The 25,808-nt window shown below is 71.9% G+C and carries 24 protein-coding genes; 6 read left to right on the forward strand and 18 right to left on the reverse strand.

Annotated features, from left to right (window positions below; genetic code table 11):
- Positions 1-33: 33 nt before the first annotated feature.
- Together IAG44_RS15560 and IAG44_RS15565 are read right to left on the reverse strand one after the other, a co-directional pair.
- Complete coding sequence (locus IAG44_RS15560; protein WP_187747717.1) at positions 34-621, reverse strand: sigma-70 family RNA polymerase sigma factor; 588 nt, start codon at positions 619-621, stop codon at positions 34-36.
- Between the two features lie 335 nt (positions 622-956).
- Entirely contained in the window at positions 957-1,568 is a 612-nt protein-coding gene (locus tag IAG44_RS15565; protein ID WP_003948568.1) for a response regulator transcription factor, read from the reverse strand.
- A 377-nt stretch (positions 1,569-1,945) separates the two neighbouring features.
- On the opposite strand from IAG44_RS15565, the gene IAG44_RS15570 reads away from it, so the two are divergent.
- Positions 1,946-2,272, forward strand: coding sequence for a WhiB family transcriptional regulator (locus tag IAG44_RS15570; protein ID WP_187747718.1), 327 nt, complete (start codon positions 1,946-1,948; stop codon positions 2,270-2,272).
- Positions 2,273-2,331: 59 nt separating this feature from the next.
- Here IAG44_RS15570 and IAG44_RS15575 read toward each other — a convergent pair whose 3' ends face one another.
- Complete coding sequence (locus IAG44_RS15575; RefSeq protein WP_187747719.1) at positions 2,332-3,234, reverse strand: LysR family transcriptional regulator; 903 nt, start codon at positions 3,232-3,234, stop codon at positions 2,332-2,334.
- A gap of 92 nt (positions 3,235-3,326) precedes the next feature.
- Here IAG44_RS15575 and IAG44_RS15580 point away from each other — a divergent pair, with 92 nt between their 5' ends.
- Complete coding sequence (locus tag IAG44_RS15580) at positions 3,327-3,995, forward strand: MOSC domain-containing protein (RefSeq protein WP_187747720.1); 669 nt, start codon at positions 3,327-3,329, stop codon at positions 3,993-3,995.
- 131 nt (positions 3,996-4,126) lie between these two features.
- A complete protein-coding gene (locus IAG44_RS15585; protein ID WP_187747721.1) occupies positions 4,127-4,900 on the forward strand; it encodes an SDR family NAD(P)-dependent oxidoreductase in 774 nt (257 codons plus the stop codon).
- 784 nt (positions 4,901-5,684) lie between these two features.
- On the opposite strand, the gene groL is transcribed toward IAG44_RS15585, so the two are convergent.
- The 4 genes from groL to IAG44_RS15605 all read right to left on the reverse strand — a co-directional run bounded on the left by groL (position 5,685) and on the right by IAG44_RS15605 (position 9,703).
- Complete coding sequence (groL, locus tag IAG44_RS15590; protein ID WP_187747722.1) at positions 5,685-7,310, reverse strand: chaperonin GroEL; 1,626 nt, start codon at positions 7,308-7,310, stop codon at positions 5,685-5,687.
- Positions 7,311-7,422: 112 nt separating this feature from the next.
- Positions 7,423-7,731: a co-chaperone GroES gene (gene groES / locus IAG44_RS15595; RefSeq protein ID WP_004955293.1), complete on the reverse strand. Its 309-nt coding sequence runs from the start codon at positions 7,729-7,731 to the stop codon at positions 7,423-7,425.
- A 215-nt stretch (positions 7,732-7,946) separates the two neighbouring features.
- A complete protein-coding gene (locus IAG44_RS15600; protein ID WP_187747723.1) occupies positions 7,947-8,747 on the reverse strand; it encodes a polysaccharide deacetylase family protein in 801 nt (266 codons plus the stop codon).
- Positions 8,744-9,703 (reverse strand): polysaccharide deacetylase family protein, encoded by a 960-nt coding sequence (locus tag IAG44_RS15605; protein ID WP_187747724.1) that lies wholly within the window; start codon positions 9,701-9,703, stop codon positions 8,744-8,746. The genes IAG44_RS15600 and IAG44_RS15605 overlap by 4 nt, the downstream gene beginning before the upstream one ends.
- A gap of 114 nt (positions 9,704-9,817) precedes the next feature.
- Between IAG44_RS15605 and IAG44_RS15610 the strand changes: the two genes are divergently transcribed.
- A complete protein-coding gene (locus IAG44_RS15610; RefSeq protein ID WP_187747725.1) occupies positions 9,818-10,978 on the forward strand; it encodes a THUMP-like domain-containing protein in 1,161 nt (386 codons plus the stop codon).
- Here IAG44_RS15610 and IAG44_RS15615 read toward each other — a convergent pair.
- The 6 genes from IAG44_RS15615 to IAG44_RS15640 all read right to left on the reverse strand — a co-directional run bounded on the left by IAG44_RS15615 (position 10,929) and on the right by IAG44_RS15640 (position 19,835).
- Positions 10,929-14,303 (reverse strand): NACHT domain-containing protein, encoded by a 3,375-nt coding sequence (locus IAG44_RS15615; protein WP_187747726.1) that lies wholly within the window; start codon positions 14,301-14,303, stop codon positions 10,929-10,931. The two genes, IAG44_RS15610 and IAG44_RS15615, sit on opposite strands and share 50 nt — an antisense overlap.
- A gap of 100 nt (positions 14,304-14,403) precedes the next feature.
- The gene (locus IAG44_RS15620; RefSeq protein ID WP_187752709.1) at positions 14,404-15,645 is read right to left on the reverse strand and encodes an RNA polymerase sigma factor; all 1,242 of its coding nucleotides are present in this window, start codon (positions 15,643-15,645) and stop codon (positions 14,404-14,406) included.
- 67 nt (positions 15,646-15,712) lie between these two features.
- Positions 15,713-16,069, reverse strand: a complete 357-nt coding sequence (locus IAG44_RS15625; RefSeq protein ID WP_187747727.1) for a YciI family protein — start codon at positions 16,067-16,069, stop codon at positions 15,713-15,715.
- Between the two features lie 119 nt (positions 16,070-16,188).
- A complete protein-coding gene (locus tag IAG44_RS15630) occupies positions 16,189-17,232 on the reverse strand; it encodes an LCP family protein (protein ID WP_187747728.1) in 1,044 nt (347 codons plus the stop codon).
- A 112-nt stretch (positions 17,233-17,344) separates the two neighbouring features.
- Complete coding sequence (locus IAG44_RS15635) at positions 17,345-18,697, reverse strand: glycoside hydrolase family 10 protein (protein WP_187747729.1); 1,353 nt, start codon at positions 18,695-18,697, stop codon at positions 17,345-17,347.
- Positions 18,698-18,779: 82 nt separating this feature from the next.
- The gene (locus IAG44_RS15640; protein WP_187747730.1) at positions 18,780-19,835 is read right to left on the reverse strand and encodes a LacI family DNA-binding transcriptional regulator; all 1,056 of its coding nucleotides are present in this window, start codon (positions 19,833-19,835) and stop codon (positions 18,780-18,782) included.
- 150 nt (positions 19,836-19,985) lie between these two features.
- Between IAG44_RS15640 and IAG44_RS15645 the strand changes: the two genes are divergently transcribed.
- Positions 19,986-22,316: a beta-xylosidase/alpha-l-arabinosidase gene (locus IAG44_RS15645; RefSeq protein ID WP_187747731.1), complete on the forward strand. Its 2,331-nt coding sequence runs from the start codon at positions 19,986-19,988 to the stop codon at positions 22,314-22,316.
- 21 nt (positions 22,317-22,337) lie between these two features.
- Here IAG44_RS15645 and IAG44_RS15650 read toward each other — a convergent pair whose 3' ends face one another.
- From IAG44_RS15650 to tsaB, 4 genes are read right to left on the reverse strand one after another with little or no spacing between them, the layout of a single operon-like run.
- A complete protein-coding gene (locus IAG44_RS15650) occupies positions 22,338-22,592 on the reverse strand; it encodes a hypothetical protein (RefSeq protein WP_187747732.1) in 255 nt (84 codons plus the stop codon).
- The gene (gene tsaD, locus IAG44_RS15655; RefSeq protein ID WP_187747733.1) at positions 22,589-23,674 is read right to left on the reverse strand and encodes a tRNA (adenosine(37)-N6)-threonylcarbamoyltransferase complex transferase subunit TsaD; all 1,086 of its coding nucleotides are present in this window, start codon (positions 23,672-23,674) and stop codon (positions 22,589-22,591) included. The genes IAG44_RS15650 and tsaD overlap by 4 nt, the downstream gene beginning before the upstream one ends.
- On the reverse strand, positions 23,667-24,146 hold the full coding sequence (gene rimI, locus IAG44_RS15660) for a ribosomal protein S18-alanine N-acetyltransferase (RefSeq protein ID WP_187752710.1): 480 nt from the start codon (positions 24,144-24,146) through the stop codon (positions 23,667-23,669). Before rimI ends, tsaD begins: the two co-directional genes overlap by 8 nt.
- A gap of 38 nt (positions 24,147-24,184) precedes the next feature.
- A complete protein-coding gene (gene tsaB, locus IAG44_RS15665; protein WP_187747734.1) occupies positions 24,185-24,829 on the reverse strand; it encodes a tRNA (adenosine(37)-N6)-threonylcarbamoyltransferase complex dimerization subunit type 1 TsaB in 645 nt (214 codons plus the stop codon).
- Positions 24,830-24,921: 92 nt separating this feature from the next.
- Here tsaB and IAG44_RS15670 point away from each other — a divergent pair, with 92 nt between their 5' ends.
- Positions 24,922-25,464 (forward strand): hypothetical protein, encoded by a 543-nt coding sequence (locus IAG44_RS15670; RefSeq protein WP_187747735.1) that lies wholly within the window; start codon positions 24,922-24,924, stop codon positions 25,462-25,464.
- 114 nt (positions 25,465-25,578) lie between these two features.
- Here IAG44_RS15670 and IAG44_RS44275 read toward each other — a convergent pair whose 3' ends face one another.
- Positions 25,579-25,713, reverse strand: coding sequence for a hypothetical protein (locus IAG44_RS44275; RefSeq protein ID WP_281404289.1), 135 nt, complete (start codon positions 25,711-25,713; stop codon positions 25,579-25,581).
- Positions 25,714-25,808: the final 95 nt, after the last annotated feature.

The following is a 25,808-nucleotide window of genomic DNA, read 5'->3' on the forward strand; positions in this document are numbered from 1 at the left end:
GGGGCGCCCTGTTCAACCAAGGCGCCTTCCGTGTCACTGCTCGGCCAGCGCCCGCAGTCGGCTCAGCGCGCGGTGCTGGGCGACGCGGACCGCGCCGGGCGACATGCCCAGCATCTGTCCGGTCTCCTCGGCCGTCAGCCCCACGGCGATCCGCAGCAGCAGCAGCTCCCGCTGGTTCTCCGGGAGGTTGGCGAGCAGCTTCTTGGCCCAGGCGGCGTCGCTGCTGAGCAGGGCGCGCTCCTCGGGGCCGAGGGAGTCGTCGGGCCGCTCCGGCATCTCGTCGGAGGGGACGGCCGTCGAGCCCGGGTGGCGCATGGCGGCGCGCTGGAGGTCGGCGACCTTGTGGGCGGCGATGGCGAACACGAACGCCTCGAAGGGGCGCCCGGTGTCCCGGTAGCGCGGCAGGGCGAGGAGGACGGCCACACAGACCTCCTGCGCCAGGTCCTCCACGAAGTGGCGCGCGTCCCCGGGGAGGCGCGACAGGCGCGTACGGCAGTAGCGCAGGGCCAGCGGGTGGACGTGGGCGAGCAGGTCGTGGGTCGCCTGCTCGTCGCCGTCCACCGCGCGATGGACGAGGGCGCCGATCGTCCCCTGGGCTCGGACCGCCTCGTCATCGCGCATCGGTCCATGGTGCACTCCGGCCGTCCCGTCCGTGGCGCCGTGTCCTTCGTTGTGCACCGAAGCGTTATGAGCAGGTGCGCCGGAACTCATCCCCTGCGCCCTCCCCTCCCGCTCGGCCGACTCGTCCCCGAGGAACTCCACACCTCAAGCATGCGGCATCCCCGCCGAAACGAGCAGCGCGCCTACGCGGGAGCCGTGCGCGCGGCCGGCGTCCACCGGCTCCCACCACCCCACCCACCAGCGGAGAGTGAGGAGGCGACAGCCATCGGAAGCGCTTGCGGAATGTGTCCAAGATGACTCTCGGAACGCGTCCGTCCCGCGAGCGCCGGGCCCTGTCAGCGAACGAGTCCCCACCGGAACCCGAGGGCCACCGCGTGTGCCCGGTCCGACGCGCCCAGCTTCTTGAACAGCCGGCGCGCGTGCGTCTTGACGGTGTCCTCGGAGAGGAACAGTTCGCGCCCGATCTCCGCGTTGGACCGCCCGTGGCTCATCCCTTCGAGCACCTGGATCTCGCGCGCGGTGAGCGTGGGCGCGGCGCCCATCTCGGCCGAACGGAGCCTGCGGGGGGCGAGGCGCCACGTCGGGTCGGCGAGCGCCTGGGTGACGGTCGCGCGCAGTTCCGCGCGGGAGGCGTCCTTGTGCAGGTAGCCGCGGGCGCCTGCGGCTACCGCGAGGGCCACGCCGTCCAGGTCCTCGGCGACGGTGAGCATGATGATGCGCGCACCGGGGTCGGCGGACAGCAGCCGCCGTACGGTCTCGACGCCGCCCAGGCCGGGCATGCGTACGTCCATCAGGATCAGGTCCGAGCGGTCCGCGCCCCAGCGGCGGAGGACTTCCTCGCCGTTGGCCGCGGTCGTCACGCGCTCGACGCCGGGCACGGTCGCGACCGCGCGGCGCAGCGCCTCTCGGGCAAGCGGGGAGTCGTCGCAGACGAGGACGGATGTCATGGCCGCCCTCCGCAGCTGATGCGCGTCACCTTGTGCCTCCAGGCTGGTACGTATTCACCTGTGCGGTCGACCGGCTCGGACATCCGCCCGAGCTTTTGTGTTTTCAACCGCCTCCGCACTCTCAACGACGGTCACTCGAAAGAGTTACGGGGCTGCGTAGCCTCTTCGGCACTCTACGTGAGGGCGCCCGGACGGTGGAGACGGCGCAACGGACCCTCGCCGTTTCATCACAACCGGTGCCCCATTTAGACCCATTTCTTCCCTTGAGGTGGTGTCTAGAGCTAGATTCCCAATGAGTCATATTTTCATCTCCTTAGATCGTAGTTGTACGGTCGTGGGCACCGTATCCGCTCAGCACGGCTACAAGGGGTCACGCAATGGCAGATTTCTCCCGCCTTCCCGGACCGAACGCGGACTTGTGGGACTGGCAGCTTCTGGCTGCCTGCCGCGGGGTCGACAGCTCGCTCTTCTTCCACCCGGAGGGCGAGCGCGGGGCAGCCAGGAGCGCTCGTGAGAACTCGGCCAAGGAGGTCTGCATGAGGTGTCCGGTCCGCGCGCAGTGCGCGGCGCACGCACTGGCGGTGCGTGAGCCCTACGGCGTGTGGGGCGGACTGACCGAGGACGAGCGCGAGGAACTGATGGGGCGGGCACGCGGCCGTCTCGTCACGGCGTCGGCCGAGACGGCCGTCGTTTCGAACACATGAAGGAACGTTTCTCCTGAGAGACGGCGAGGGGCCGGGGTACGCGCGCGTACCCCGGCCCCTCACTGCCGCACGGCAGCCCGCTCCAACTCGCCGAGCGTCGCCGCCACCGCGGGCACCCGCGCCAGGTCGGGCAGCGTGAGGGCGACGACCTCGCGCCGGACGGCCGGCTCCAGCGCGAGCATGCGCACCCCGCGCGGGCGCACGGACGCGAGCGCCAGCTGCGGCAGGACGGCGACACCGAGCCCGGCGGCGACCAGGCCGACGACGGCGGGGTGGTCGTCGGTCGCGAAGTCGATCCTCGGGGTGAACCCGGCGCTCTCGCACACCTGGACCAGCTGGCGGCTGCAGCGCGGACAGCCCGCGATCCACGGCTCGCGCGCGAGGTCGGCGATGTCGACGGCGGCCACGCGCGCGAGGGGGTGGCGTTCGGGGACGAGCGCGACGAGGCGGTCGCTCAGCAGGGGCCGTACGACGAGGTCGGCCCACTCCTCGGCGTCGGCCGGGGCGTTCTCGTACCGGAAGGCGAGGGCGACGTCGCAGTCGCCGTCGCGCAGGAGGGCGACCGAGCGCGGGGGTTCGGCCTCCTCCAGGAAGACCCGGGTGCCGGGGTGGGCGGCGCGCAGGGCGGCCAGGGCGGTGGGGACGAGGGTGGAGCTGGCGCTGGGGAACGAGACCAGGCGGACCCTTCCCGCGCGCAGGCCCGCGATCGCGGCGATCTCCTCCTCGGCGGCCGTCAGCCCGGCGAGGATGCCGGAGGCGTGCCGCACCAGGGCCTCGCCCGCCTCGGTGAGGCGCATCCCGCGTCCGCCGCGCACCAGCAGCGGGGTGCCGACGGAGGTCTCCAGCGCCTTCATCTGCTGGCTGACGGCCGGCTGGGTGCAGCCGAGTTCGCGGCCGGCGGCGGAGAAGGAACCGGTGGTGGCGACGGCGCGCAGAACGCGCAGATGGCGGGCCTCGATCACGTGGTGAGCATAGCTCTGGCCATAAGTGGCTCTTGGGTATGACAGCCAAAAGTATGTCGACTCTTTGAGGCCGGCTCGCTTACGGTGCGTACATGAAGATTCTGTCCGTGAACCTGGGGCGGCTGACGGCCGTGCCCTACACCGAACAGCCGCAGGGGCTGACCGGCATCGACAAGCGTCCGGTGGCGGGGCCGGTGCGGGTGTCGGCGCCGGGTCCGAAGGGGACCGGCGGGAGCGGGCTCGCCGGGGACGAGATCGCCCACCTGCGGCATCACGGCGGGGACGACCAGGCGGTGTACGCGGTCGCGCGCGAAGATCTCGACACCTGGGAGCGCGAGCTGGGCCGTCCGCTGAACGCCGGGGCGTTCGGGGAGAACCTGACGACCGAGGGGCTGGAGGTGTCCGGGGCGCTGATCGGGGAGCGGTGGCGGATCGGGGCGGAGGTGGTCCTTGAGGTGACGAGCGGGCGGGTCCCGTGTCTCACCTTCCAGGGCCATCTGGGCGAGCAGCAGTGGGTCAAGCGGTTCACGCGTGCGGCGGCGCCGGGGGCGTATCTGCGGGTGATCGAGCCGGGTGAAATCCGCGCGGGCGACGCGGTGGAGATCGTGCACCGGCCGGACCACGAGGTGACGGTCGCGATGGCGTTCCGCGCGGTCACCACCGAGCGGGAACTGCTGCCGCGCCTGCTCACGGTGGGCGAGGCGCTGCATCCGGAGTGGAGGGAGAGGACCCTGGAGTACGTGGAGAAGTACGGCGGCTGACATCGCGTCAGGGGCGCTTTGTCCAGGGCGGACCGAGGAGTGTCACCAAGCCGTTGCGGGCGGCCTCCCCAGCGCAGGGAGAGGCCATGGGGCATACGGACGCGCGTTCCCCGGCCGCCTACTCTTCAGCCATGACAACGGCTCTGATTACGGGATCGACCGCGGGAATCGGCGCCGCGTTCGCGCGGCGGCTGGCGGCTGACGGGCACGACCTGGTGCTGGTCGCACGCGACACGAAGCGGCTGCGCGAGCAGGCGACGGAGGTGCACGACCGGCACGGCGTCGAGGCGGAAGTCCTCGCCGCCGACCTCTCCACGGACGAGGGCATCGAGTCGGTCGCCGCGCGGCTCGGTGACCGCAAAAACCCCGTCGACCTGCTGGTCAACAACGCCGGTTTCGGCAACAAGGGCCGTTATCTCGACGTCTCCATGGCGGACGAGCTGAAGATGCTCAAGGTGCACTGCGAGGCCGTGCTGCGGCTGACGTCCGCCGCCACCGAGGCGATGCGCGAGCGCAGACGCGGGGGCGTGGTGAACGTCGCCTCGGTCGCCGCGTTCCTGCCGCGCGGCACCTACGGCGCGTCCAAGGCGTGGGTCGTCCAGTTCACCCAGGGCGCCGCCAAGGACCTCGACGGCAGCGGCGTCCGCCTCATGGCGCTGTGCCCCGGCTTCGTGCGCACGGAGTTCCACGAGCGCGCCGGTATGGGCACCGACAACATCCCCGGCTGGATGTGGCTCGACGCCGACAAACTGGTCGCCGAGGCGTTGCAGGACCTCGCCCGCGGCAAGACCGTCTCCATCCCGGATCCCCGCTACAAGGCCCTCATGGGCGTCGTCAAAGTCACCCCCCGCGGCCTCCTCAGCGGCCTCTCCTCGAAGACGGGCCGCAAGTACGGGCCGCAGTGAGGCACTGGCGCAGGTGCCGGAGGGGCGAGCCGGCGTCCGGGCCATCCTCCGTGTGGCCGTGGTGCGCGACTAACCCGCCGGGCTCCGCCCAGGCCGGTATTGGTCTCGCCGGGGATGCGGAGCGCTGGTTCCGGGCCTTGCTCGGCGGACACGCCCTCGGATCGTCGGGGCCGAATCAGGGCTGACGCGCTCTCGGCGGGGCCGCCCCGGGTGAAGGCGGACGTCGCCGGCCCGGCCGGGGCGGGGCGTGTTCTGGGGGCGAGACGCCAGCCGGCCCGCGCGCTCGCGCCCGCCGGTGCGGGGTGCCCGCGGGCACGGGCCGCCCTGCCGATGCGCACGCCCGTCGCCGTGAACACCGGTGCCGGGTGCCCGCGGGCACGGGGCTTGCTCCGGTGCGATGCAGCGCGCCGTCCGCCTCTGGCTGCGGGTACCGGGCGCGGTCCGGTGAGGTGGGCTCGCGCCCTCACCTGGCAGCAGACCCCACTCGGCGGTGGACCTCATCTCGCGGCGGCCCTCACCCAGCACCGGCCCCCACCCGGCAGCGGCCCTTCACTCGGCGTCGGCCCTCACCCAGCGCCAGCCCCACCCAGCGTCGGCCCCCACCCGGCGGTGGCCCCACCCGGCCTCGGCCCCCACCCAGCGCCAGCCCCACCCAGCCTCGGCCCCCACCCAGCGGTGGCCCCACTCGGCCTCGGTCCTCACCCAGCGGCGGCATCGCCGGGCAGAAAGAAACCCGGCACCCCCGAAAAGGGTGCCGGGTCTCAGGCGCGGGGCGCGTCAGCGGTCAGTGCGCGTGGCCGTGGGAGTGGCCCGCGGCGGCCGGCTCTTCCTCTTCCTTCTTCTCGACGACCAGGGTCTCGGTCGTGAGGAGGAGGGAGGCGATGGAGGCGGCGTTCTCCAGGGCGGAGCGGGTGACCTTGACCGGGTCGATGACGCCGGCCTTGACCAGGTCGCCGTACTCGCCGGTCGCGGCGTTGAAGCCCTGGCCCTTGTCGAGCTCGGCAACCTTGGAGGTGATGACGTAGCCCTCCAGGCCCGCGTTCTCGGCGATCCAGCGCAGCGGCTCGACGACGGCCTTGCGGACGACGGCGACACCGGTCGCCTCGTCGCCGGTCTTGCCGAGGCCGCCTTCGAGGACCTTCGCGGCGTGGACGAGGGCGGAGCCACCGCCGGAGACGATGCCCTCCTCGACCGCGGCGCGGGTCGCGGAGATGGCGTCCTCAAGGCGGTGCTTCTTCTCCTTGAGCTCCACCTCGGTGGCGGCGCCGACCTTGATCACGCACACGCCGCCGGCCAGCTTCGCAAGGCGCTCCTGGAGCTTCTCGCGGTCCCAGTCGGAGTCCGTGTTCTCGATCTCGGCCTTGATCTGGGCGACGCGGCCCGTGACGTCGGCGGAGTCGCCGGCGCCGTCGACGACCGTGGTGTCGTCCTTGGTGACGGTGACGCGGCGGGCGGTGCCGAGCACGTCGAGGTCGGCCTGCTCCAGCTTGAGCCCGACCTCCTCGGAGATGACGGTCGCGCCGGTCAGGATCGCGAGGTCCTGCAGCATCGCCTTGCGGCGGTCACCGAAGCCGGGCGCCTTGACGGCGACGGCGTTGAACGTGCCGCGGATCTTGTTGACAACCAGGGTCGACAGGGCCTCGCCCTCGACGTCCTCGGCGATGATCAGCAGCGGCTTGGAGCCACCGGACTGGATGACCTTCTCCAGCAGCGGCAGCAGCTCCTGGATGGAGGAGATCTTGCCCTGGTTGATGAGGATGTAGGGGTCCTCCAGGACGGCCTCCATGCGCTCCTGGTCCGTCACGAAGTACGGCGACAGGTAGCCCTTGTCGAAGGCCATGCCCTCGGTGAAGTCCAGCTCCAGACCGAAGGTGTTGGACTCCTCGACGGTGATGACACCGTCCTTGCCGACCTTGTCCATCGCCTCGGCGATCAGCTCGCCGACCTGCGTGTCCTGCGCGGACAGCGCGGCGACGGCGGCGATGTCCGCCTTGTCCTCGATCGGGCGGGCGGTGGCGAGAAGGTCCTCGGAGACGGCGGCGACGGCCGCGTCGATGCCCTTCTTCAGCAGCGCCGGGGAGGCACCCGCGGCGACGTTCTTCAGGCCCTCGCGCACCAGCGCCTGGGCGAGCACGGTGGCGGTGGTGGTGCCGTCACCCGCGATGTCGTTGGTCTTGGTCGCCACCTCCTTCACGAGCTGGGCGCCAAGGTTCTCGTACGGGTCGTCGATCTCGACCTCACGGGCGATGGTCACGCCGTCGTTGGTGATGGTCGGGGCGCCGAACTTCTTGTCGATGACGACGTTGCGGCCCTTGGGGCCGATCGTCACCTTGACCGTGTCGGCCAGCTTGTTGACGCCGCGCTCAAGGGCGCGACGGGCGTCCTCGTCGAACTTCAGGATCTTCGCCATGACAGCGGGTGCCCTCTCGGAAAATCTGTGGATAAAAAGACTGCGCCCCGGGCTCCCGGCTCCTTCAGAAGGTCGCGGGGCCAGGGGCGCAGCTCAAAAACCTGAGGTGGTACTACTTCTCGATGATCGCGAGCACGTCGCGAGCCGAGAGGACGAGGTACTCGTCGCCGTTGTACTTGACCTCGGTGCCGCCGTACTTGCTGTACAGGACAACGTCGCCGACCTTGACGTCGAGCGGCAGGCGCTCGCCGTTCTCGAACCGGCCCGGGCCCACGGCGAGGACGGCGCCCTCCTGGGGCTTCTCCTTCGCGGTGTCCGGGATGACCAGGCCGGAGGCCGTGGTCTGCTCGGCGTCGAGCGGCTGGACCACGATGCGGTCCTCAAGCGGCTTGATGGCAACCTTGGAGCTGGCGGTCGTCACGATCCGACCTCCCCCTTCGGAGATCTCACGGGGTTAACTGTCTGAGGTGGCGACCAGGTGGATCCGTCGTCGCGGGTGCCGGACCTGCCCGTCGCTTCGTTGGCACTCTCCAGTGGGGAGTGCCAGAGCCGAGACTATGACCGCGATTAGCACTCGGTCAAGCGGACTGCTAATTCTGGCGGCGACGGGCGGAGATTTCCCCTACGGGCGACCCCTTACGGGCGGCCTCTGGAGGTAGCCCTCTGGAGGTAGTCCTCGAGTCTCCCCACCGTGAGGCCCCTCTCCTGCGCTTCCCGTAGTACCCGCACGGTCCGCTCACGCAGGGCCGGTCCGGCCGTCTCGTCGGAGTCCATCGCAACGATGTCGCCGGGCAGGAGGCGGTGCGAGCCGTGGGTGTAGGCGAGACCGGCGGGGGTCATGACGGCACGCCACAGGACGACGGCGGCGACACCGCAATCCGCCGCCGCGCGCAGGGTCGTGCGGTCGTACGTCCCGTAGGGCGGGCGGAACAGGCGCGGGCGGTGGCCGAAGCGGGCCTTGAGCTTGTCCTGCTGGCCGCAGATCTCCGCGCGCTGGCCCGCGTAGGGCAGGCCGCGCAGGGCCGCGTGGTGGAGGGTGTGGTTCTGGATGTCGGCGCCGACGGAACGCAGGCGCGCGAAGTGGCCGTAGCCGGGGCCGACGACGCTGTCCGTGAGGAACATGCTGACCGGGAGCCGGAGTTCGCGGACCATGTCGATGAAACGGGGGTCGCGTTCGGCACCGTCGTCGTAGGTGAGGAAGACGACGGGGTCGGTGGTGGGGACGCGGTCGAGGACAGGGGGGAGGGGGATACCCGTAGTACCCCCGGGGGACCCCGCACGTCCCGTAGTACCCCCGGGGGACCCCGGATAGGACCCGTGGACCCGTTCCGCCGCCTTCTTGCCGAGCCGTTCGATCGGGTCGACGGACTGCGCGCAGCCACTGACGAGCGTCAGGGTTGCGAGCAGGACGCCCGCCACCAGCCCCCGCTTTCTCACAGGTAGTCCTCCAGGCGTCCCACGGCGTACCCCTTCTCGGTGACCATGTTCAGGAACCGGCGGACCATGTCGGGCATCGTGCCCTTCCAGTCGTCCCGCCCCCGGAAGTGGCTCAGGACGATGTCGCCGGGGTGGAGGTCGCGGTCCCACTCGCGGTACTCCCAGTGGTCGACGAAGACCTCCTCGTCCCAGAGTGGGGCGTACTTCACCCCGCACGCCTTCGCGGCACGCAGGGTGTCGCGGTTGTAGTTGCCGAACGGCGGGCGGAAGAGGAGGGGCCGCTTGCCGTACCGCTTCTCGATGACGTCCTGCATGCCGCAGATCTCGCGCTTCTGCCGCTGGTACGACAGACCCGGGAGGTAGGGGTGGTGGAGGGTGTGGTTGTTCAGGACGACCCCAGCGTCCTGCATCCGCTTGAAGTACCCGTAGTCCTCCTTGACCAGGTAGTCCGAGAGGAACGCGGTGTACGGGACCTTCAGCTCGGTCATCATCCGCAGGAACGCGGGGTCCTTCTCGGCGCCGTCGTCGATGGTGAGGAAGACGACCTTCTGTTTGGTCGGGATGGTCGTGAACACCGGCGGCAGGCCCAGCTCCTCGTGGTCGTCGACCTCGAAGCCGTCCCGGGTCGTGATCACCGGCTTCTTCGCGGGGGCCGGCGGCGCGGCCAGCGGCACCCTCCTCAGCCCCCACTTCCGTGCCGCCGCGACCCGCGCGGACTGCTCGGCGCGGAGGCGTTCGGCGGACGAGAGGGGCGGGCGGGCCTGCGCGGAGCGCCCGGCGGCGCCTTCCTGACCAGCGGCGCCTTCCTGACCTGCGGCGGGCCGCGCCCGCTCCGGCCCCCGGTCGCCCTGGGCGCATCCCGAGGCGATCGCGGCGGCGGCGAGTACGGCGACTCCGGCGCGGAGGCGAGTCAGCCGAAGCGCCCCGTTCTTGTAATTTTGTCGGACTAGTCCCATGCTGAGGGATCCTCGCAACCGACACGGACGAGCGAGGTCCGACACCTCGGCCAGACCCCGGCGATCCTCCGGCTGGCGTACACCCCGAGAGCCACCCCCAGACACAATGACCCCGTGAACGACCTCGCCCCCCTCCTCACCCCCCAAGGCCGCGCCCTCCTCGAAGAGGTGCGCGGGACGCAGCCAGGCGACGAGCTGGCCGTCGCCACCAGGCTCCGCAGGACGCACCCCGCGGAGCTGGTCTCGGCGGCGCTGGGGCAGGCGCGCCTGCGGGCGAGGGCGGTGGCCAAGTTCGGCGCCGAGGACGCCGGGCGGATGTTCTTCACCCCGAACGGCGTCGAGCAGTCGACACGGGCGAGCGTCGCGACGTACCGCGCCCGGCGCTTCAGGGAGCTGGGCATCACCAGCCTCGCCGACCTGTGCTGCGGCATCGGCGGCGACGCCATCGCGCTGGCGCGCGCCGGGATCAGGGTGCTGGCGGTGGACCGGGACCCGGCGACCGTCGCCGTCGCGCGGGCCAACGCCGAGGCGCTGGGCCTCGCCGACCTCATCGACGTCCAAGAGGCGGACGTCGCGGACGTCGACACGGCCTCGTACGACGCGGTGTTCGTGGACCCCGCCCGGCGTGGCGGGCGCGGGCGGATCTTCGATCCCGAGGCGTACTCGCCGCCGCTGTCCTGGGCGATCGGCGCCGCGCGCAAGGCCCCCTTGGCCGCCCTGAAGATCGCCCCCGGCGTCCCGCACGAGGCGATCCCCGAGGACGCCGAGGCGGAGTGGATCTCCGACGGCGGGGACGTCAAGGAGGCGGTCGTCTGGTTCGGGACGACGCCGGGGGCCGTGCGGGCGACGCTGCTGCCGGGCGGGCACACCCTGCTGGGCACGGGGCTCCCGAACCCTCAAGTCCGGCCGCTGGGACGGTACTTGTACGAGCCCGACGGCGCCGTCATCCGCTCCCACCTCGTCGCCGAGGTCGCCCGGCACGTACAGGGCGGGCTCATCGACGAGACCATCGCGTACGTCACCGCCGACGCACTCCACCCCACCCCCTACGCCACCGCCTACGAGATCACCGACCAACTCCCCTTCAACGTCAAGAAGTTGCGGGCCCTGCTGCGGGAGCGCGAGGTCGGGATCCTCACCGTGAAGAAGCGCGGCTCGGCGGTCGAGCCGGAGGAGTTGCGCAAGAAGGTGAAGCTCCAGGGGCCCAACTCGGCGACGGTCTTCCTCACCCGGGCGGCGGGGGCGCCGGTGATGCTGGTGGGGCGGCCCGCGTGAGGGTGAGCGGCCGCGTCGTACGGTCGCGCAGCACCCGGACGCGGGCCCGGCGGGCGGCCTCGTAGGCGTAGTGGTGGGCCTGCGGGAAGTGGTCGCCCGCGAGGTCGCCGCCGGGGAGGAAACGGACGAGCCAGGCGACGGCGGCCGCGCCCTCGGCGGCGATGGCGGCGCGAGTGAGCAGGAACTCGTAGTCGCGGCGGTGGCCGGTGATCGCGGCGCTCGGGGTGTCCTCGAAGTACCGGAAGACGGCCTCGGCCCGCGAGGGCGGGACCTGGTCAGGAATCCGCACCAGCCGCTGGGACCGTCCCCGGCGCAACTGGTGCAGGTAGTCGTCCACTTCGGCCTCCGGGGACAGCGCGTACAGCCAGGCGCGCGAGGCGTCCGCCGCGTAACCGGGTGCCCCGGGATCGACACGGGCGCGCAGTTCGGTGACGACGGCGTCGAGGCCGTACGGCGTCAGCGCGGCGACGACGCGGTCCGTGTCCCACATGAAGCCGTCGCCCGTCTCGCCGGGCACGATCCGGCTGCCGAGGATCGCCGTCCGGATGATGTCGAGGCCCACCGGCGCGCCCCACGCGGCGAGCGTCGCGGCGGCGGCCACCTGGATGCGCGCGTCCAAGTGGCCCAGGAGCGCGTGGAGTTCGCCGGGGTCACCGGGGCAGTGGTCAAGGCTCTCCAGAGCCAGGACGCGGGCCTGGGTGCTGACGGTGTCGTCGTGGGCGAGGGCGAGCAGCGCGTCCCGGTGGATGTGGCCGTGGCCCTCGGCGACGTGGTCGCGCACCGCCCGCATGTACGGGCCCCGGCCTCGCATGCCCGCCGCACGGGACCGCTCGATCAGGTCCAGCACCCCGGCGTCACCGGCCGCGTCCAGGTACACCTCGGCGAGATCGCCCCCGTGGGGCCCGTCAAGGTGGTCCCGTAGCCGCTCGGCCAGCCGGGGCTCCGCCCTGTTCTTGAGGATCTCGCGCACCACGGGCGCCACGGGGTTCCCGTACTCGCCCTGGCACCGGACCAGCGCGTCCAGCAGAAGGTCGGCCGAGACGTCCTCCGGACCGAGCGCCTTGAGGATCAAAGGGACCCGCGCGCCGTGCGAGTAGTCGTACTCCGTGTCGCCGATGTCGTCCAACTCCCGTTCCAGCTCCGCCCGTAGCACCGGCACCGCCCCCTCCACCCGCAGTGTCCCCAGCGCCGAGACCAGCGCGTCCCGCAGCGCGCCCCGGCACAACGCGTAGGCGCCCAGCAGCCGTTCACCCACCCGGCGGCCACCGTGCGCCTCCAGCGCCTCGATCAGCGCGAGGCGCGCGGCCTCGGGCCGCCGGACGTCGCAGATGTAGGCGATGACGTCGTCGAGCTGTTCGTCGGAGCGCAGGACGCCGACCAGCGCCTCGGCGGCCCGGCGTTTCTCGTCCGGGTGCGGGGAGCGGTCCAGCAACTCCCGGACGGCGGCGACGATGTGGCGCCGGAGGGCGACGTCGGCCACGCGCGGGCTGCCGGTCAGGCAGCGGGCCGCGAGGAGGAGGTCGGTGTGGAAGAAGTCGTCGCCCGGCAGGTCGAGGAGGTCGACGGCGTGGTCGTCCCCGAGTCGCAGGACGCCCGTCAGGAGCGGGGTCGCGTCCGGGAGGGCGCCCGCGAGCAGGAGGATCACCTCCTCCCACCACGGGTCGTAGCGGGCGTCGACGGCCTGGCGGACGCCCTCGGCGCCGCGTTCCAGGAGGGCGGCGGCGGTGAAGTGCTCCTGGAGGGTGAGGTGGAGGAAGCCGTACCAGCCGTGCGCCTGCGGCTTCAACAGGCCGTACTGGGTGCTGATCTCGTCGAGGATCGTGCGGCTGTCGGCGGGGTCGAGGTCGATGGTGGGCAGGAAGCGGGCGATCTGTTCGAGGAGGTCGTCCTCGGGGAAGTAGCGCAGGCCGCGCTGGTGGTAGTGGCGGGCGAGTTCCTTCAGGAGGTCCTGTTTGCGGTCGGTGGTGAAGCGGCTGTAGCGGGTGATCTCGCGGTGCGCGTCCCATTCGCGCAGCAGGACTTCGACGCACCGCTGGTACAACGCGGCCCGCCGCTCGGGGAGTTCGAGGTCGCGCTCGTAGACGATCGCGATGAGGCTGAGCAACAGCGGGTTGGCGGCGAGGGTTTGGAGCCGCCCGTTCGCCGAGAGGGCGCGGACGAGCCCGGCGCGGCGGCGGTCGGCCGCGCCGAACCAGTTCGCGACGAACGTCTCGATCTGCGGCCACTCGAAGTCCAGCGCCTCCAGGACCTGGAACTGCTGGAGGCCGCCGCGCCAGCCCTGACGGCGGCAGGTCGCGGCGATGGGGGCGCGCGGGAACCTCGTCGCCAGGCGGGTGATCTCGGCGGTGACCTTGCGGTAGGCGCTCTCCGCCTCCTGCGCGTTCTCGCCGCCGAGGACTTCGTCGAGGCCGTCGAGGAGGAGGACCGCGCTGCCGTCGGCGAGGCGTTCCACGAGGTAGTCGCGGGCGTCGTCGAACCCGTAGTGGTCGGCCCAGTGCTCCGCGAGGTGGTCCAGCAGGGAGGTGTGGCCGCTCTCGACGAACCTGAACAGTTCGACGTAGGCCGGGAGTAGGGGTGGCTCCTGAGTCGTACGGGTCGCCAGGCGCAGGGCCAGGTGGCGGAGCATGGTCGTCTTGCCGGCGCCGGGGTCGCCGACGACGACGATGCGGCGGTAGCGCTGGAGGGCGTCGGCGGGGGTGTGGGTCTGGACGGCGGTGGCGCGGGCCTCGGCGGCGGCTGCTCTGGCGCGGGCGCGTTCGGTCTGGGCGCGTTCGGCCTGGGCGCGTTCGCGCTCCTGTGCGTCCCCGGGCCGGCCGCCCGCGAGGCGGTAGGGGTCGTCAGGGTCGGCGGCCGGGTCCGTGAACAGGCGGGGCTCGTCGCCGTCCAGCTCCTCGGCGGACAGGAACCGCAACGGCTGCTGCTCCTGCACGCCGACCTGCACGTACAGCCGCTCCAGCCGCAGCGGGCGGGACATGTCGAGGATCTTGAGGGTCGACAGCTCCTGCACCAGGCGGGCGCAGTACGCCGCCGCGCCGTCCTCCAGCGTCGAGCGGTGCTCGGCGACACGCTGCGCGGCGCGCTCGGTCTCCTGGCGCTCCTCGCGCTCGGCCCGGCGCCGCTCGCGTTCCGTCAACTGGCGTTCGTGGTCCCACTCCTGTTCCTTCAGACGGAGCTGGGAGGCGAGTTCGAGCTGGATCTTCTCCCGCTCCAGGCTCTGCGCGCGCTGTACCTGCCACAGGGCGACGCCCGCCGCGATCAGGGCGACCAGCAGACCGCCCAGGGCGGTGACGACGGACGCGCTGTCCAGCGCGAGATTCCCCCTCATTCCGCCGATTGTGACAGCGGGGGTGGGCGATGAAACCCCTTTTGCGCAGGGTCGGTTGGGGGGCGTACGCAGAGGTCCGCCGAAGGCCCGGCACCGAGGACTACACCCCCTCCGCCCGCCTCCTCAGCAGCTCCCTCTCCCGCCCGTTCCCCGCCAACCCCGCTGCTCTCACGAACTCCGCGCGCGCCTCCTCCGTCCGGCCGAGGCGTTCCAGCAGGTCGCCCCGGACGCTGGGCAGCAAGTGGTAAGCCTCCAGGGCGGGTTCGGCGGCGAGGGCGTCGACCAGGGTCAGCGCAGCCGCCGGCCCCTGCGTCATCGAGACGGCCACCGCGCGGTTCAACTCGACGACGGGGGACGGGAATCGGGTGGCGAGGAGGCCGTACAGGACGGCGATCGAGGGCCAGTCGGTGTCCTCGTACCGGTGGGCGTGGGCGTGGCAGGCGGCGATCGTGGCCTGGAGGGTGTAGCGGCCGGGGGCGCCGGAGGTGGTGGCCTCGGCGCGGGCGAGGGCGTGGATGCCCCGGGCGATGAGGGGGCGGTTCCAGCGGCGGCGGTCCTGGTCGCGCAGGAGGACGGGGCCGCCGTCGGGGTCCGTGCGGGCGGGGGTGCGGGACGCCTGGAACTCCAACAGGGCGGCCAGGGCGTGGACTTCGGGCTCCTGCGGCATGAGGGCGGCGAGTTGGCGGGCCAGCCGCAGGGCGTCCTCGCAGAGGGCGGGGCGCAGCCAGTCGTCGCCGGCCGTCGCGGCGTAACCCTCGTTGAAGATCAGGTAGATGACGTCCAGGACGGAGCCGAGGCGGGCCTCGCGGTCGGGGCCGTGGGGGACTTCGAAGGCGACGTTCTTCTCGGCGAGGGTGCGTTTGGCTCGGACGATCCTCTGCGCGACCGTCGCTTCGGGGGCGAGGTAGGCCCGCGCGATCTCGGCCGTCGTGAGGCCGCCCAGCAGGCGCAGGATGAGCGCTGTGCGGGCGGCCGGGGTCAGTACCGGATGGCACGCCATGAAGACGAGCCTGAGGACGTCGTCACCAAAGTCGTCGGCGTCGGTGTCGCCCTCGGGCGGTGGCGTCGTTTCCGTCAAGTCCCGGCCGATCTCGGCGAGTTTGCGGGCGTAGGTCTCGCGGCGGCGGATCAGGTCGACGGCGCGGCGCCTGGCCGTGGCGGTCAGCCAGGCGCCGGGGTTGTCGGGGACGCCGTCCCTCGGCCACTGCTCCAAGGCCGCGACGAGGGCGTCCTGGGCCAGTTCCTCGGCGATTCCCACGTCCCGGACGAGGCGGGTGACGGTCGCGATGATCCGTGGGGACTCGATCCGGAAGACGGTCTCGACGGCCTCGCGGGGGTCCATGGTGCGCTGTCGTTCCACAACTCACCATGGAACACCCCGGCACTGACATCAGCCCGGCGACAAAGGCTCAGCCTTCCGCGATCTCCCGCACCTCGCAGGTCAGCGTCCAGAACTCCTCGTGGACGCGCAGGAACCGCTCGGCCCAGTACAGCGCCTCCGCGCGGTCCTTGCACTGGGTGATCGCGTATCCGCCCACGACCTCCTTGGACTCGGTGAACGGCCCGTCCGTGACGGTGATCCTGCCGCCCTCCCAGCGCACGCTCATCCCCTCGGCGCTCGGCAGCAGTCCGGCCGTGTCGAGCATGACGCCCGCCTTGGTGATCTCCTCGATCAACTCCCCCATCCGGCGGCCCAGTTCCTCGCTGTGGCCCTCGGCCGGGACACGTGCCTCGTCGATCTTCACGAGCGACAGGTAGCGGGGCATGGTGACTCCTCGGTGTTCATGGGCCGTCGGGGCCCGGTGAGCGGGGCCGTTCCCCGCCTCTCACCCGTACGTCGAACGAGACCGCGCCACATCGACAGACTCACCGGAAAAATCCCGGGCTATCTCAACGACTCCCACAGCTCCCGCGCCTCAGGCTCCTTCGCGATCACCCGGTTCGAGTCCGACGGCGCCGGCACGACCGGCATCATCACGGTCGTGAGGTTGGCGACCGACAACCCCCGTACGCTCTGCCCGAGTTGCATCAGGTCGGAGAGGGAGCTGAGCCCGGTGTCGGTGGTCAGGCTGCCGGTGACGGCGTCGGCGACCTGGTAGAGCTTGGTGGGGCTGCTGAGCAGGTCGAGCCGGGAGATCTGGGTCAACAGGGCTTTCACCAGCGTCTGTTGGAGCCCTATGCGGCCGAGGTCGCTGCCGTCGCCGATGCCGTGGCGGGTGCGCGCGAGGGCGAGGGCGGTCTTGCCGTCCAAGTGGTGGGTGCCCGCGTCGAGTCGGAGGTGGCTGTCGACGTCGTCGATGTCCTGGGTGGTCGTGACGGTGACGCCGCCGAGCGCGTCGACGAGCTTCGCGAAGCCCGCGAAGTCGACCTCGATGTAGTGGTCCATGCGGACGCCGGTCATCGTCTCGACGGTCTTGACGGCGCAGGCGGGCCCGCCGCGTTCGTAAGCGGTGTTGAACATGACGCCGTGGGCGACCCGGCTGGTGCCGCCCGAGGGGAGCGGGCAGGAGGGGCGGGTGACGAGGGTGTCGCGGGGGATGCTGACGACCGTCGCGGCGGTACGGCCGGCGTCGAGGTGGACGACCATGGCCGTGTCGGAGCGCGCACCGCCCTCGGGGCCGCCGCCGAGTTCCTTGTTCTCCTTGCCTGTTCGGGAGTCGGAGCCGAGGACGAGGATGTTGAGGGAGCCGGTGGGGAGCGGGGAGGCCGAGGGGGACGGGGTGATCATCGGACGGGTGGGGCGGTCGTCGCCGAGCGCCTGGTCGATGTCGACGCTCTTGATGTTGGCGTTGAGGTGCCAGTAGACCCAGCCGCCGGCGGCGACCCCCAGCACGAGTACGCCCGCGAGGGTGAGGCCGACGATCTTCAGGACCCTCGACCGCCGGCTCACCTGTCTGCCTTCGTCGCCTTGCTCCTCGTTTCGCGTCACACGACGAACATAAGTCCGGAATGTCAACGCACTGTAAGGAGAGGGGCCTCAGGGCTGATTTCTTCGGAAAATCTCACATCCGGAGGCAAGCCCCGCGCCCGGCACCGAGCCCCTACGTCACCGTCACCACCGGCACCGGATTGCCCCCGCTCCAGGACCCGTTGAACCCGAACGACACCGAACCCCCGTCCGGCACGGTCCCGTTGTACGACGCGTTCGCGCACGACACCGCCGCCCCCGACTGCGTACACACCGCGTTCCACGCCTGCGTCACAGCCTGCCCGGCGCCGAAGGTCCAGGTCGCCCGCCAGGACGACAGCGCGGCCCCGGAGCAGGAGATCACCACGTTCCCGGTGAACCCGGTGTTCCACTGACTGGTGACGGTGTACGTCGCCCGGCACGCCCCGGTCGGCGGGTTCGACGTCCCGCCGAGCGCTTCGGAGATGCCGTAATAGGCCGGTTTCGGCTGGAAGTTGGCGTCGTACGGCGTCGCCGCCCCCTCCCCGGGGAACGTCGACTCGACCCAGGAGTCGGAGTCGGTGAACCCCCACACCGTGAGGTTCACGCACCGCGCGACGGCGACACAAGCGGCCGTCACCGCCTTGTAGTCGGCCTTCTGTTGGGCCAACTTGCCCGCGTCGGAAGGGAGGTTCATGCGAATGTCCAGCTCGGTGATCGCGACGTCGAGCCCGAGGTCGGCGAACCGCTGGATGTTCTGCTGGAACGAGGACGGGACCTGACCGAGGATCAGATGTGCCTGGAGGCCGACGCCGTCGATCGGCACGCCCCGCTGCTTGAGCGAACTGACCAGGTTGTAGAGGGCGTTGGACTTCGCGTTGACGCCCTCGACGTTGTAGTCGTTGATGTAGAGCTTGGCGTCGGGGTCGGCGGCCCGCGCCCACCGCAGCGCGTTCGCGATGTAGTCGACACCGAGGCCGTTGTACCAGAGGGTCGGGCGGTAGGTGCCGTCCTCGTTGAAGGGCTCGTTGACGACGTCCCAGGCGGCGATGCGGCCCTTGTAGCGGCCGACCTCGGTGTCGATGTGGTTCTGCAGCAGGGTGCTCAACTGGGCGGGCGTCCAGGTGCCGTTGGTGAGCCAGTTCGGGTTCTGGTTGTGCCAGACGAGGGTGTGGCCGCGCACCTGCTGGTTGTGGGCCTCGGCGAAGTCGACGATCTGGTCGGCCTCGGTCCAGTTGAAGGTGCCCCGCGTCGGTTCGACCGAGCCCCACTTCATGGCGTTGCCGGGGGTCAGGGAGGAGAACTGGGTGCCGGCGAGGTCGCCGTAGGTGCCGGTGAGCTTGGAGCCGGTCACCGCCGTGCCGATGACCTTGCCCTTGGCCGTGCCGAGGTCGCGCAGGGGGGTGTCGGCGGCCTGGGCGGGGGTGGCCGTCGCGGTGAGCAGGGCGCCTACGGTCACCGCCCCGGCGAGCAGAGCGGACAGGCGTGATCGGGGGGAGGATCTCATTGCGGGTGCCTCCGAAAGTTTCGGTTGTGCAACCGATTGACTTCGGAGGAGTGTGGGGGCGCCCGCCACACCCGTCAATACATCAGCTTCCGGCCAACGGCGGCACCCCCGTGCTGGAGCGCACCACGAGGCTCGTCGCCAGCTCCACCCGGGTCGCCGCCGGGCCCTCCGCGCTCCCGTTGTCGGACCGCCCGAGTTCGAGGACGAGCCGCGCCGCCGCCTCGGCCATCTCGGTCAGCGGCTGGCGGACGGTCGTCAGCGGCGGCCCGACCCAGCGGGCGACCGGCAGGTCGTCGAAGCCGACGACGCTGAGGTCTTCGGGGATGCGCAGCCCCAGCTCGCGCGCCGCCTCGTACAGGCCGAGCGCCTGGAGGTCGTTGCCGGCGAAGACGGCGGTGGGCCGGTCGGGGCGGGCCAGCAGTTCACGGCCGACGCGGTAGCCGGTGTCGTGGTGGAAGTCGCCCGTACGGATGAGGTCGGACTCGACCGGCAGCCCGGCGGTCTCCAGCGCCGCGCGGTAGCCGTCGACGCGGGCGCGGCTGCACATCATCTGCGGCGGGCCGCTGATCGCGCCGATCCTGCGGTGGCCGAGTTCGACCAGGTGCCGGGTGGCGGCGAGGCCGCCCTGCCAGTTGGTGGCGCCGATCGAGGGGACGTCCGCACCGGGGTCGCCCGCCGGGTCCATGACGACGAACGGCACGGAACGGCTGGTCAGCAGGGCGCGCTGGGACTCGTCGAGGCCGGACAGGACGAGGATGACGCCGTGCGGGCGGCGGGCGGCGACCTGGTCGGCCCAGGTCCGGCCGGGGGTGAGCCGGCCCGCGCTCTCGCTGAGCACGACGCTGAGGCCGGCGTCGCGCGCGACGTTCTCGACGCCCCGGATGACTTCGAGGGCCCAGGCGCTCTCCAGCTCGTGGAAGACCAGGTCGATGAGGGGTGAACGGGTCGCCTCGGCCCGTCGGCGCCGGTAGCCGTGGGCGCGCAGCAGGTTCTCGACACGGGTCCGGGTGCCGGGCGCGACGTCGGCCCGTCCGTTGAGGACCTTCGAAACAGTCGGCGCGGAGACGCCGGCCTCGCGGGCGATCTCCGCGAGCGTCGCGGTCTGTGGCCGCGTTTCAGCGGGGTCCGAGGGTGTCATGGCGGCGATCGTATCGCCGCATGCCCTCTTGACGAACCCCGTGAGACGCCATAGGTTCCCGGAACATTCGAAGTATCGTCCGAAACATTCGAAAACGGTACGAGGATTCACGGTCCTTCTGGTGGCTCACCGACCTCTGACAGGAGCTTCATGACCACCACCCCCGAGCGCGACGTCGCTCCCGAACGCGCCCCCTGGCGCGATCCCGCACTGCCCGCCGCCGCCCGCGTCGACGACCTGATCTCCCGGATGACGCTCCAGGAGAAGACCGCCCAGCTGTACGGCGTCTGGGTGGGCGCCGACACCGAGGACGGCGGAGTCGCCCCGCACCAGAGCGACATGAGCACGGACTACGACTGGGACGAGCTGGTCTCCCACGGACTCGGCCAGCTCACCCGCCCCTTCGGTACCGCCCCCGTCGACCCGACGGCCGGCGCCCGTGCCCTCGCCGAGGCCCAGCGCCGCCTGGTCGCCGCGAACCGCTTCGGCATCCCCGCGCTCGCCCACGAGGAGTGTCTGGCCGGGTTCACCGCCTGGCAGGCCACCGCCTACCCCGTCCCGCTCTCCTGGGGCGCCTCCTTCGACCCTGACCTCGTCGAGAAGATGGCCGCCCGTATCGGCCACGACCTGCGCTCGGTCGGCGTCCACCAGGGCCTCGCGCCCGTCCTGGACGTCGTGCGCGACGCCCGCTGGGGGCGGGTCGAGGAGACGATCGGCGAGGACCCGTACCTCGTCGGCACGGTCGCCACCGCCTATGTGCGCGGCCTCCAGTCGGCCGGTGTGGTCGCCACGCTCAAGCACTTCGCCGGGTACGCCTCCTCGGCGGGCGCCCGCAACCTGGCGCCCGTGCGCGCGGGCACCCGCGAGTTCGCGGACGTCACCCTGCCCCCGTTCGAGATGGCGATCCGCGAGGGCGGCGCCCGCTCGGTCATGCCGTCCTACACCGAGCGCGACGGCGTGCCGGCCTCCGCCGACCCCGAACTGCTCACCCAACTCCTGCGCGACACCTGGGGGTTCACCGGCACGGTCGTCTCCGACTACTTCGCCGTCGGCTTCCTGGAGACCCTGCACCGGGTCGCCGGCACGCCCGCCCAGGCGGCCCACGCGGCGCTCGCCGCCGGCATCGACGTCGAGCTGCCGACCCTCAAGTGCTACGGCAAGCCTCTCCTGACGGCCGTTCAGGAAGGCGCCGTGCCCGAGGAGTTGGTGGACACCGCCGTCCGCCGCGTCCTGCTCCAGAAGTGCGAACTCGGGCTGCTTGACGAGGACTGGACGCCGGTCCACGCCGACCCCGTCGACCTGGACTCGGCGGCGAACCGGGCCGTGGCGCGTGAACTCGCCGAGGAATCCGTCGTGTTGCTCGACAACCCGGACGGCATCCTGCCGCTCGCGCCCGACACGAGGATCGCGGTCGTCGGCCCGCGCGCGGCGGACGCGCTGGCGATGCTCGGCTGCTACTCCTTCCCCTCGCACGTCCTGCCCCACCACCCCGGCGTCGCCGACGGCGTCGAGATCCCGACGGTCCTGGACGCCCTGCGCGCCGAACTCCCGGACGCCAAGGTCACGTTCGCCGAGGGCTGCGGCGTCGACACCCCCGACACCGGCGGCTTCGACGAGGCCGTGGCACGCACCGCCGAGGCGGACGTCTGCGTCGCCGTGCTCGGCGACCGCGCCGGGCTCTTCGGGCGCGGCACCTCCGGCGAGGGCTGCGACGCCGAGGACCTTCGACTGCCCGGCGTCCAGGCCGAGTTGCTGGACGCGCTGGTCGCGACCGGCGTCCCCGTCGTGCTCGTCATGCTCACCGGGCGCCCCTACGCGCTCGGGCGCTGGCACGGGCGGCTCGGGGCGGTCGTCCAGGCGTTCTTCCCCGGCGAGGAGGGCGGACCGGCGGTCGCGGGGGTCTTGTCGGGCCGCGTCAACCCGTCGGGACGGCTCCCGGTGAGCGTGCCGCGCGTCACGGGGGGCCAGCCCTGGACGTACCTCCAGCCGCCGCTGGGGCTCAAGGGCGAGGTCAGCAACCTCGACCCGACGCCGCTGTACCCGTTCGGGCACGGGCGGTCGTACACCGAGTTCGTGTGGGAGAGCGGCGCGGCGGAAGCGGCCGCGTCGATCTCCACCGACGGCGCGTACGACGTGAGCGTGACCGTCCGCAACGCCGGGGAGCGGCCCGGGGCCGAGGTCGTGCAGTTGTACCTGCACGACCCGGTGGCCTCGGTGACGCGGCCCGACGTCCGGCTGATCGGTTACCAGCGGCTGGAGTTGGCGCCGGGACAGGAGCGCCGGGTCACGTTCACCTTCCACGCCGACCTGTCCGCGTTCACGGACCGCGCCGGGCGCCGGATCGTCGAACCGGGCGCGCTGGAGCTGCGGCTGGGGGCGTCCAGCACGGACACCCGGTTCACGACGAGTCTCGAACTCACCGGGGAGGTGCGGGAGTTGGGGGTCGACCGGCGGTTGTTCTGCGAGACCGAGGTCGGCTAGCCGACGCGAGACCGGAGTCGGTCAGCCGACGCTCTCGAACCGCCAGCGGTGCACCGCTCGCGTGACCAACTCTCCCTCCGGCTCAGGGAGTTCGGGCAGCGGTGCGTCCAGCTCCGCCTCCCACCAGGTGATGACCAGCACCCGGTCCCCGGCCGCGCGGAACGTCTCCCGACGGAGGGGAGGCGTCGCGAGGGTCTGGCGGCGGGCCCAGGCGAGCAGTTCCTCGCCCCGGCCCGCCGCCGCCTTGGCCTCCCACATCAACGCGACGGTCGTCATGAGTACAGGTTGTCCTTGCTGACCTCGTGCACGTGATCGTGACCGGGCACGTGCGGGTCGGTCACCGGCAACGACGAGTCCGCCGACAGGTCCCAGTCCGACGGCGTCCGGTTGCGCGCCACCATCTCCGCGCCCAGCGCCGCGACCATCGCCCCGTTGTCCGTGCACAACTTCGGCCGGGGCACCCGCAGCCGGATCCCGGCGGCCTCGCACCGCTCCTGGGCGAGCGCCCGCAGCCGGGAGTTGGCGGCGACCCCGCCGCCGATCATCAGGTGGTCGACGCCCTCGTCCTTGCACGCCCGCACGGCCTTGCGCGTCAGCACGTCGACGACCGCCTCCTGGAAGGACGCGGCCACGTCACGCACCGGCACCTCCTCCCCCGCCGCCCGCTTCGCCTCGATCCAGCGGGCCACGGCCGTCTTCAGCCCGGAGAAGGAGAAGTCGTAGGCGGGGTCACGCGAACCGGTCAACCCCCGTGGAAAAGCGATGGCGTTGGGGTCACCTTCGCGGGCGTACCGGTCGATGACAGGCCCGCCGGGGAAGCCCAGGTTCAGCACGCGCGCGATCTTGTCGAACGCCTCGCCGGCCGCGTCGTCGATCGTCGCGCCCATCGGCCGGACGTCCGAGGTGATGTCGCTGGACAGCAGCAGCGAGGAGTGCCCGCCGGAGACCAGCAGGGCCATCGTCGGCTCGGGCAGCGGGCCGTGCTCCAGCTGGTCGACGCAGATGTGCGAGGCGAGGTGGTTGACGCCGTACAGCGGCTTGCCCAGCGCGTACGCGTACGCCTTGGCGGCCGAGACGCCGACCAGCAGCGCGCCCGCGAGCCCCGGACCCGCGGTGACGGCGATGCCGTCCAGGTCCCTCGCCGAGATCCCGGCGTCCTTCAGGGCCCGCTCGATCGTCGGGACCATCGCCTCCAGGTGGGCGCGCGAGGCGACCTCCGGGACGACGCCGCCGAACCGGGCGTGCTCGTCGACGGACGACGCGACCGCGTCCGCGAGCAGGGTGGTACCCCGGACGATCCCGACACCGGTCTCGTCGCAGGAGGTCTCGATCCCCAGGACCAGGGGTTCGTCAGTCATTCTCGGTTCCTCGTACGGGAGTCGCTGCGGGGTCGGTGCGGCGCATCACCAGCGCGTCCACGTTGCCCGGCTGGTAGTAGCCGCGCCGGAAGCCGATCGGCTCGAAGCCGTAACGCTCGTACAGCTTCTGGGCGCGGATGTTGTCGACGCGGCACTCCAGCATGACCTCGGGACACTCGAACTCGGTCGCCGCGCGCAGGAGTTCGGTCAGGAGCCGGCCGCCGAGGCCGGTGCCCCAGTGGTCGCGGGCCACCGCGATGGTCTGGACGTCGGCGAGGTCGCCGGAGGCGGCGAGTCCGGCGTAGCCGACGATCCGGCCGTCCCCCTCACTCACCGCCACCACGTACCGCCGGTTGGCCTCGGGCCCCCGCGCGTGCGCCAGCTCCGACCAGAACATCCCCCGCGACCACGCGTCCTCGGGAAACAGCCCGCGCTCCAGCTCCAGCACGGGATCGATGTCCCACCAGCGCATCTCACGCAGCACGGGCAGCGCGCTCACCACGGTTCCGGTCACTTCGGCGTGACCACCTTGTAGTTCTTCGGCACCTGCGCGTCCGGCCGTCGCAGGTACAGCGGCCGGGGCTCGTCCAGCTCGACGCCCGCGGCCAGCCGCTCGGCCGCCAGCGCGGCGAGCGAGGCCGCCGAGACGTGTTCGGGGCCCGGGACGACGTCGAAGGCGTCCGGGTACAGCAGCGCGCCGGCGCCGAACGTGGGGACGTCCTGCGCGACCTCGGCGGGGCGGTCCACCGCGGGCCCGCTCACCCTCGTCAGCCGGTCGTCGTAGCGCGCCCAGTAGACCTCCTTGCGCCGGGCGTCCGTGGCGACCACGAACGGGCCCTCCACCTCCGCCGCGTACGCGAGCCCGTCCAGCGTGCAGACGCCGTACACCGGGACGCCCAGCGCGAGGCCGAACGTGTCCGCCGTCATCAGCCCGACCCGAAGGCCCGTGTACGGCCCCGGTCCGGTGCCGACGACGATCCCCGTCACGGCGTCCAGTCTCACCCCCGCCTCGGCGAGCACACGGTCGACGGCCGGCAGCAGCAGTTCGCCGTGCCGGCGGGCGTCCACCTGACTCGACGCGGCGACGGTTCGGGCGCCGTCGTGCAGGGCGACCGTGACGGCGGGGGTGGCGGTATCCAGAGCGAGCAAGAGCACGCGAACAGCCTACGGCGCGCGGGAGTGAACCACGTCCCGTACTGCTACCGTCCACGGCGAAACCGGACGTTACGACACAGAGGTGGGCGCAGGTGGCAAGTGGGAACGCGGGGGTCGTGACGGGGCTCACGGCGGCGGCGCTCGTCACGGTGGGGGTGCTGGGGTGGCAGGCGTCCGCGACCGCCGATCTCGGGCGCGGGGAGCGGACGGTGGCGGTCTCCTCCAAGGTGCCGCGCGATGTGAAGCACCCCGAGGCGCTGCCGGTGAACTCCGGGGGCGGGCAGCGGGTCGTCTACTCGGTCGACGACGACCGGGTGTGGCTCGTCGGTGAGGACGGGCGGGTGGTGCGGACGTTCCGGGTCTACCCCGGGGGGATCGATCCCGCGCCGGGCTCGTACGTCGTGTCGTCCCGCGCGAACGCGGTCACCGCGACGGACGGGACTCAGGTCGAGCATGTCGTCCGCTTCGCGGCGACGCCGGACGGGATGGCGATCGGGTTCAGTGCGGCGGTGAACGGGGCACTGCCGGACGCGGACACGATGGTGCGGACCGGGGGGATCAGGGAGACGCGGGCGGACGGGGACGCGATGTGGGACTTCGCGACGGTGGGGCGACGGGTGGTGGTGATTCGGTGAGGGCCTAAGGGGGTGCCGCTCCATGTGGTCTGGCGGCTGCGGGTTGTCTGTGGTTGTTCGCGCCCACGCGGCGGTAGCCGCATATCGACACAGCCCCGCGCCCCTAAAAGGCGGCTACGCCGCCTTCCGCCGGTCCTCCGCCGCGTTCTCGTCCTCCGTCGGCTCTGGTGCCCTCGGCGGCAAGGACACCGCCTTCGCCGCCGCGCACGACGCCAACAGGTCGCTCATCGAAACTACCGGCATGGACATGGGCGCCTCCAGCGGGTCGGGGGCGGTCGTGGGGGCTACTTAGGTAGACCTAACCACGGGCTGGATACCATATGACCACGCCCGATCCCGTGGAC

The organism is Streptomyces roseirectus, from assembly GCF_014489635.1.
In the GTDB taxonomy this organism is placed as follows: Bacteria; Actinomycetota; Actinomycetes; order Streptomycetales; family Streptomycetaceae; genus Streptomyces; species Streptomyces roseirectus.

Excerpts from the sequence above, each read along its gene's own strand:
- IAG44_RS15635 (WP_187747729.1), bottom strand. The coding sequence starts at position 18,697 with ATGAGATCCTCCCCCCGATCACGCCTGTCCGCTCTGCTCGCCGGGGCG.
- IAG44_RS15570 (WP_187747718.1), top strand. The coding sequence starts at position 1,946 with ATGGCAGATTTCTCCCGCCTTCCCGGACCGAACGCGGACTTGTGGGAC.
- rimI (WP_187752710.1), bottom strand. The coding sequence starts at position 24,146 with ATGCGCTGGTGGGACATCGATCCCGTGCTGGAGCTGGAGCGCGGGCTG.
- IAG44_RS15615 (WP_187747726.1), bottom strand. The coding sequence starts at position 14,303 with ATGAGGGGGAATCTCGCGCTGGACAGCGCGTCCGTCGTCACCGCCCTG.
- IAG44_RS15620 (WP_187752709.1), bottom strand. The coding sequence starts at position 15,645 with ATGGACCCCCGCGAGGCCGTCGAGACCGTCTTCCGGATCGAGTCCCCA.
- IAG44_RS15645 (WP_187747731.1), top strand. The coding sequence starts at position 19,986 with ATGACCACCACCCCCGAGCGCGACGTCGCTCCCGAACGCGCCCCCTGG.
- IAG44_RS15580 (WP_187747720.1), top strand. The coding sequence starts at position 3,327 with ATGAAGATTCTGTCCGTGAACCTGGGGCGGCTGACGGCCGTGCCCTAC.
- IAG44_RS15625 (WP_187747727.1), bottom strand. The coding sequence starts at position 16,069 with ATGCCCCGCTACCTGTCGCTCGTGAAGATCGACGAGGCACGTGTCCCG.
- IAG44_RS15585 (WP_187747721.1), top strand. The coding sequence starts at position 4,127 with ATGACAACGGCTCTGATTACGGGATCGACCGCGGGAATCGGCGCCGCG.
- IAG44_RS44275 (WP_281404289.1), bottom strand. The coding sequence starts at position 25,713 with ATGTCCATGCCGGTAGTTTCGATGAGCGACCTGTTGGCGTCGTGCGCG.
- groL (WP_187747722.1), bottom strand. The coding sequence starts at position 7,310 with ATGGCGAAGATCCTGAAGTTCGACGAGGACGCCCGTCGCGCCCTTGAG.
- IAG44_RS15560 (WP_187747717.1), bottom strand. The coding sequence starts at position 621 with ATGCGCGATGACGAGGCGGTCCGAGCCCAGGGGACGATCGGCGCCCTC.
- tsaD (WP_187747733.1), bottom strand. The coding sequence starts at position 23,674 with ATGACTGACGAACCCCTGGTCCTGGGGATCGAGACCTCCTGCGACGAG.
- IAG44_RS15640 (WP_187747730.1), bottom strand. The coding sequence starts at position 19,835 with ATGACACCCTCGGACCCCGCTGAAACGCGGCCACAGACCGCGACGCTC.
- IAG44_RS15565 (WP_003948568.1), bottom strand. The coding sequence starts at position 1,568 with ATGACATCCGTCCTCGTCTGCGACGACTCCCCGCTTGCCCGAGAGGCG.
- IAG44_RS15605 (WP_187747724.1), bottom strand. The coding sequence starts at position 9,703 with ATGGGACTAGTCCGACAAAATTACAAGAACGGGGCGCTTCGGCTGACT.
- IAG44_RS15650 (WP_187747732.1), bottom strand. The coding sequence starts at position 22,592 with ATGACGACCGTCGCGTTGATGTGGGAGGCCAAGGCGGCGGCGGGCCGG.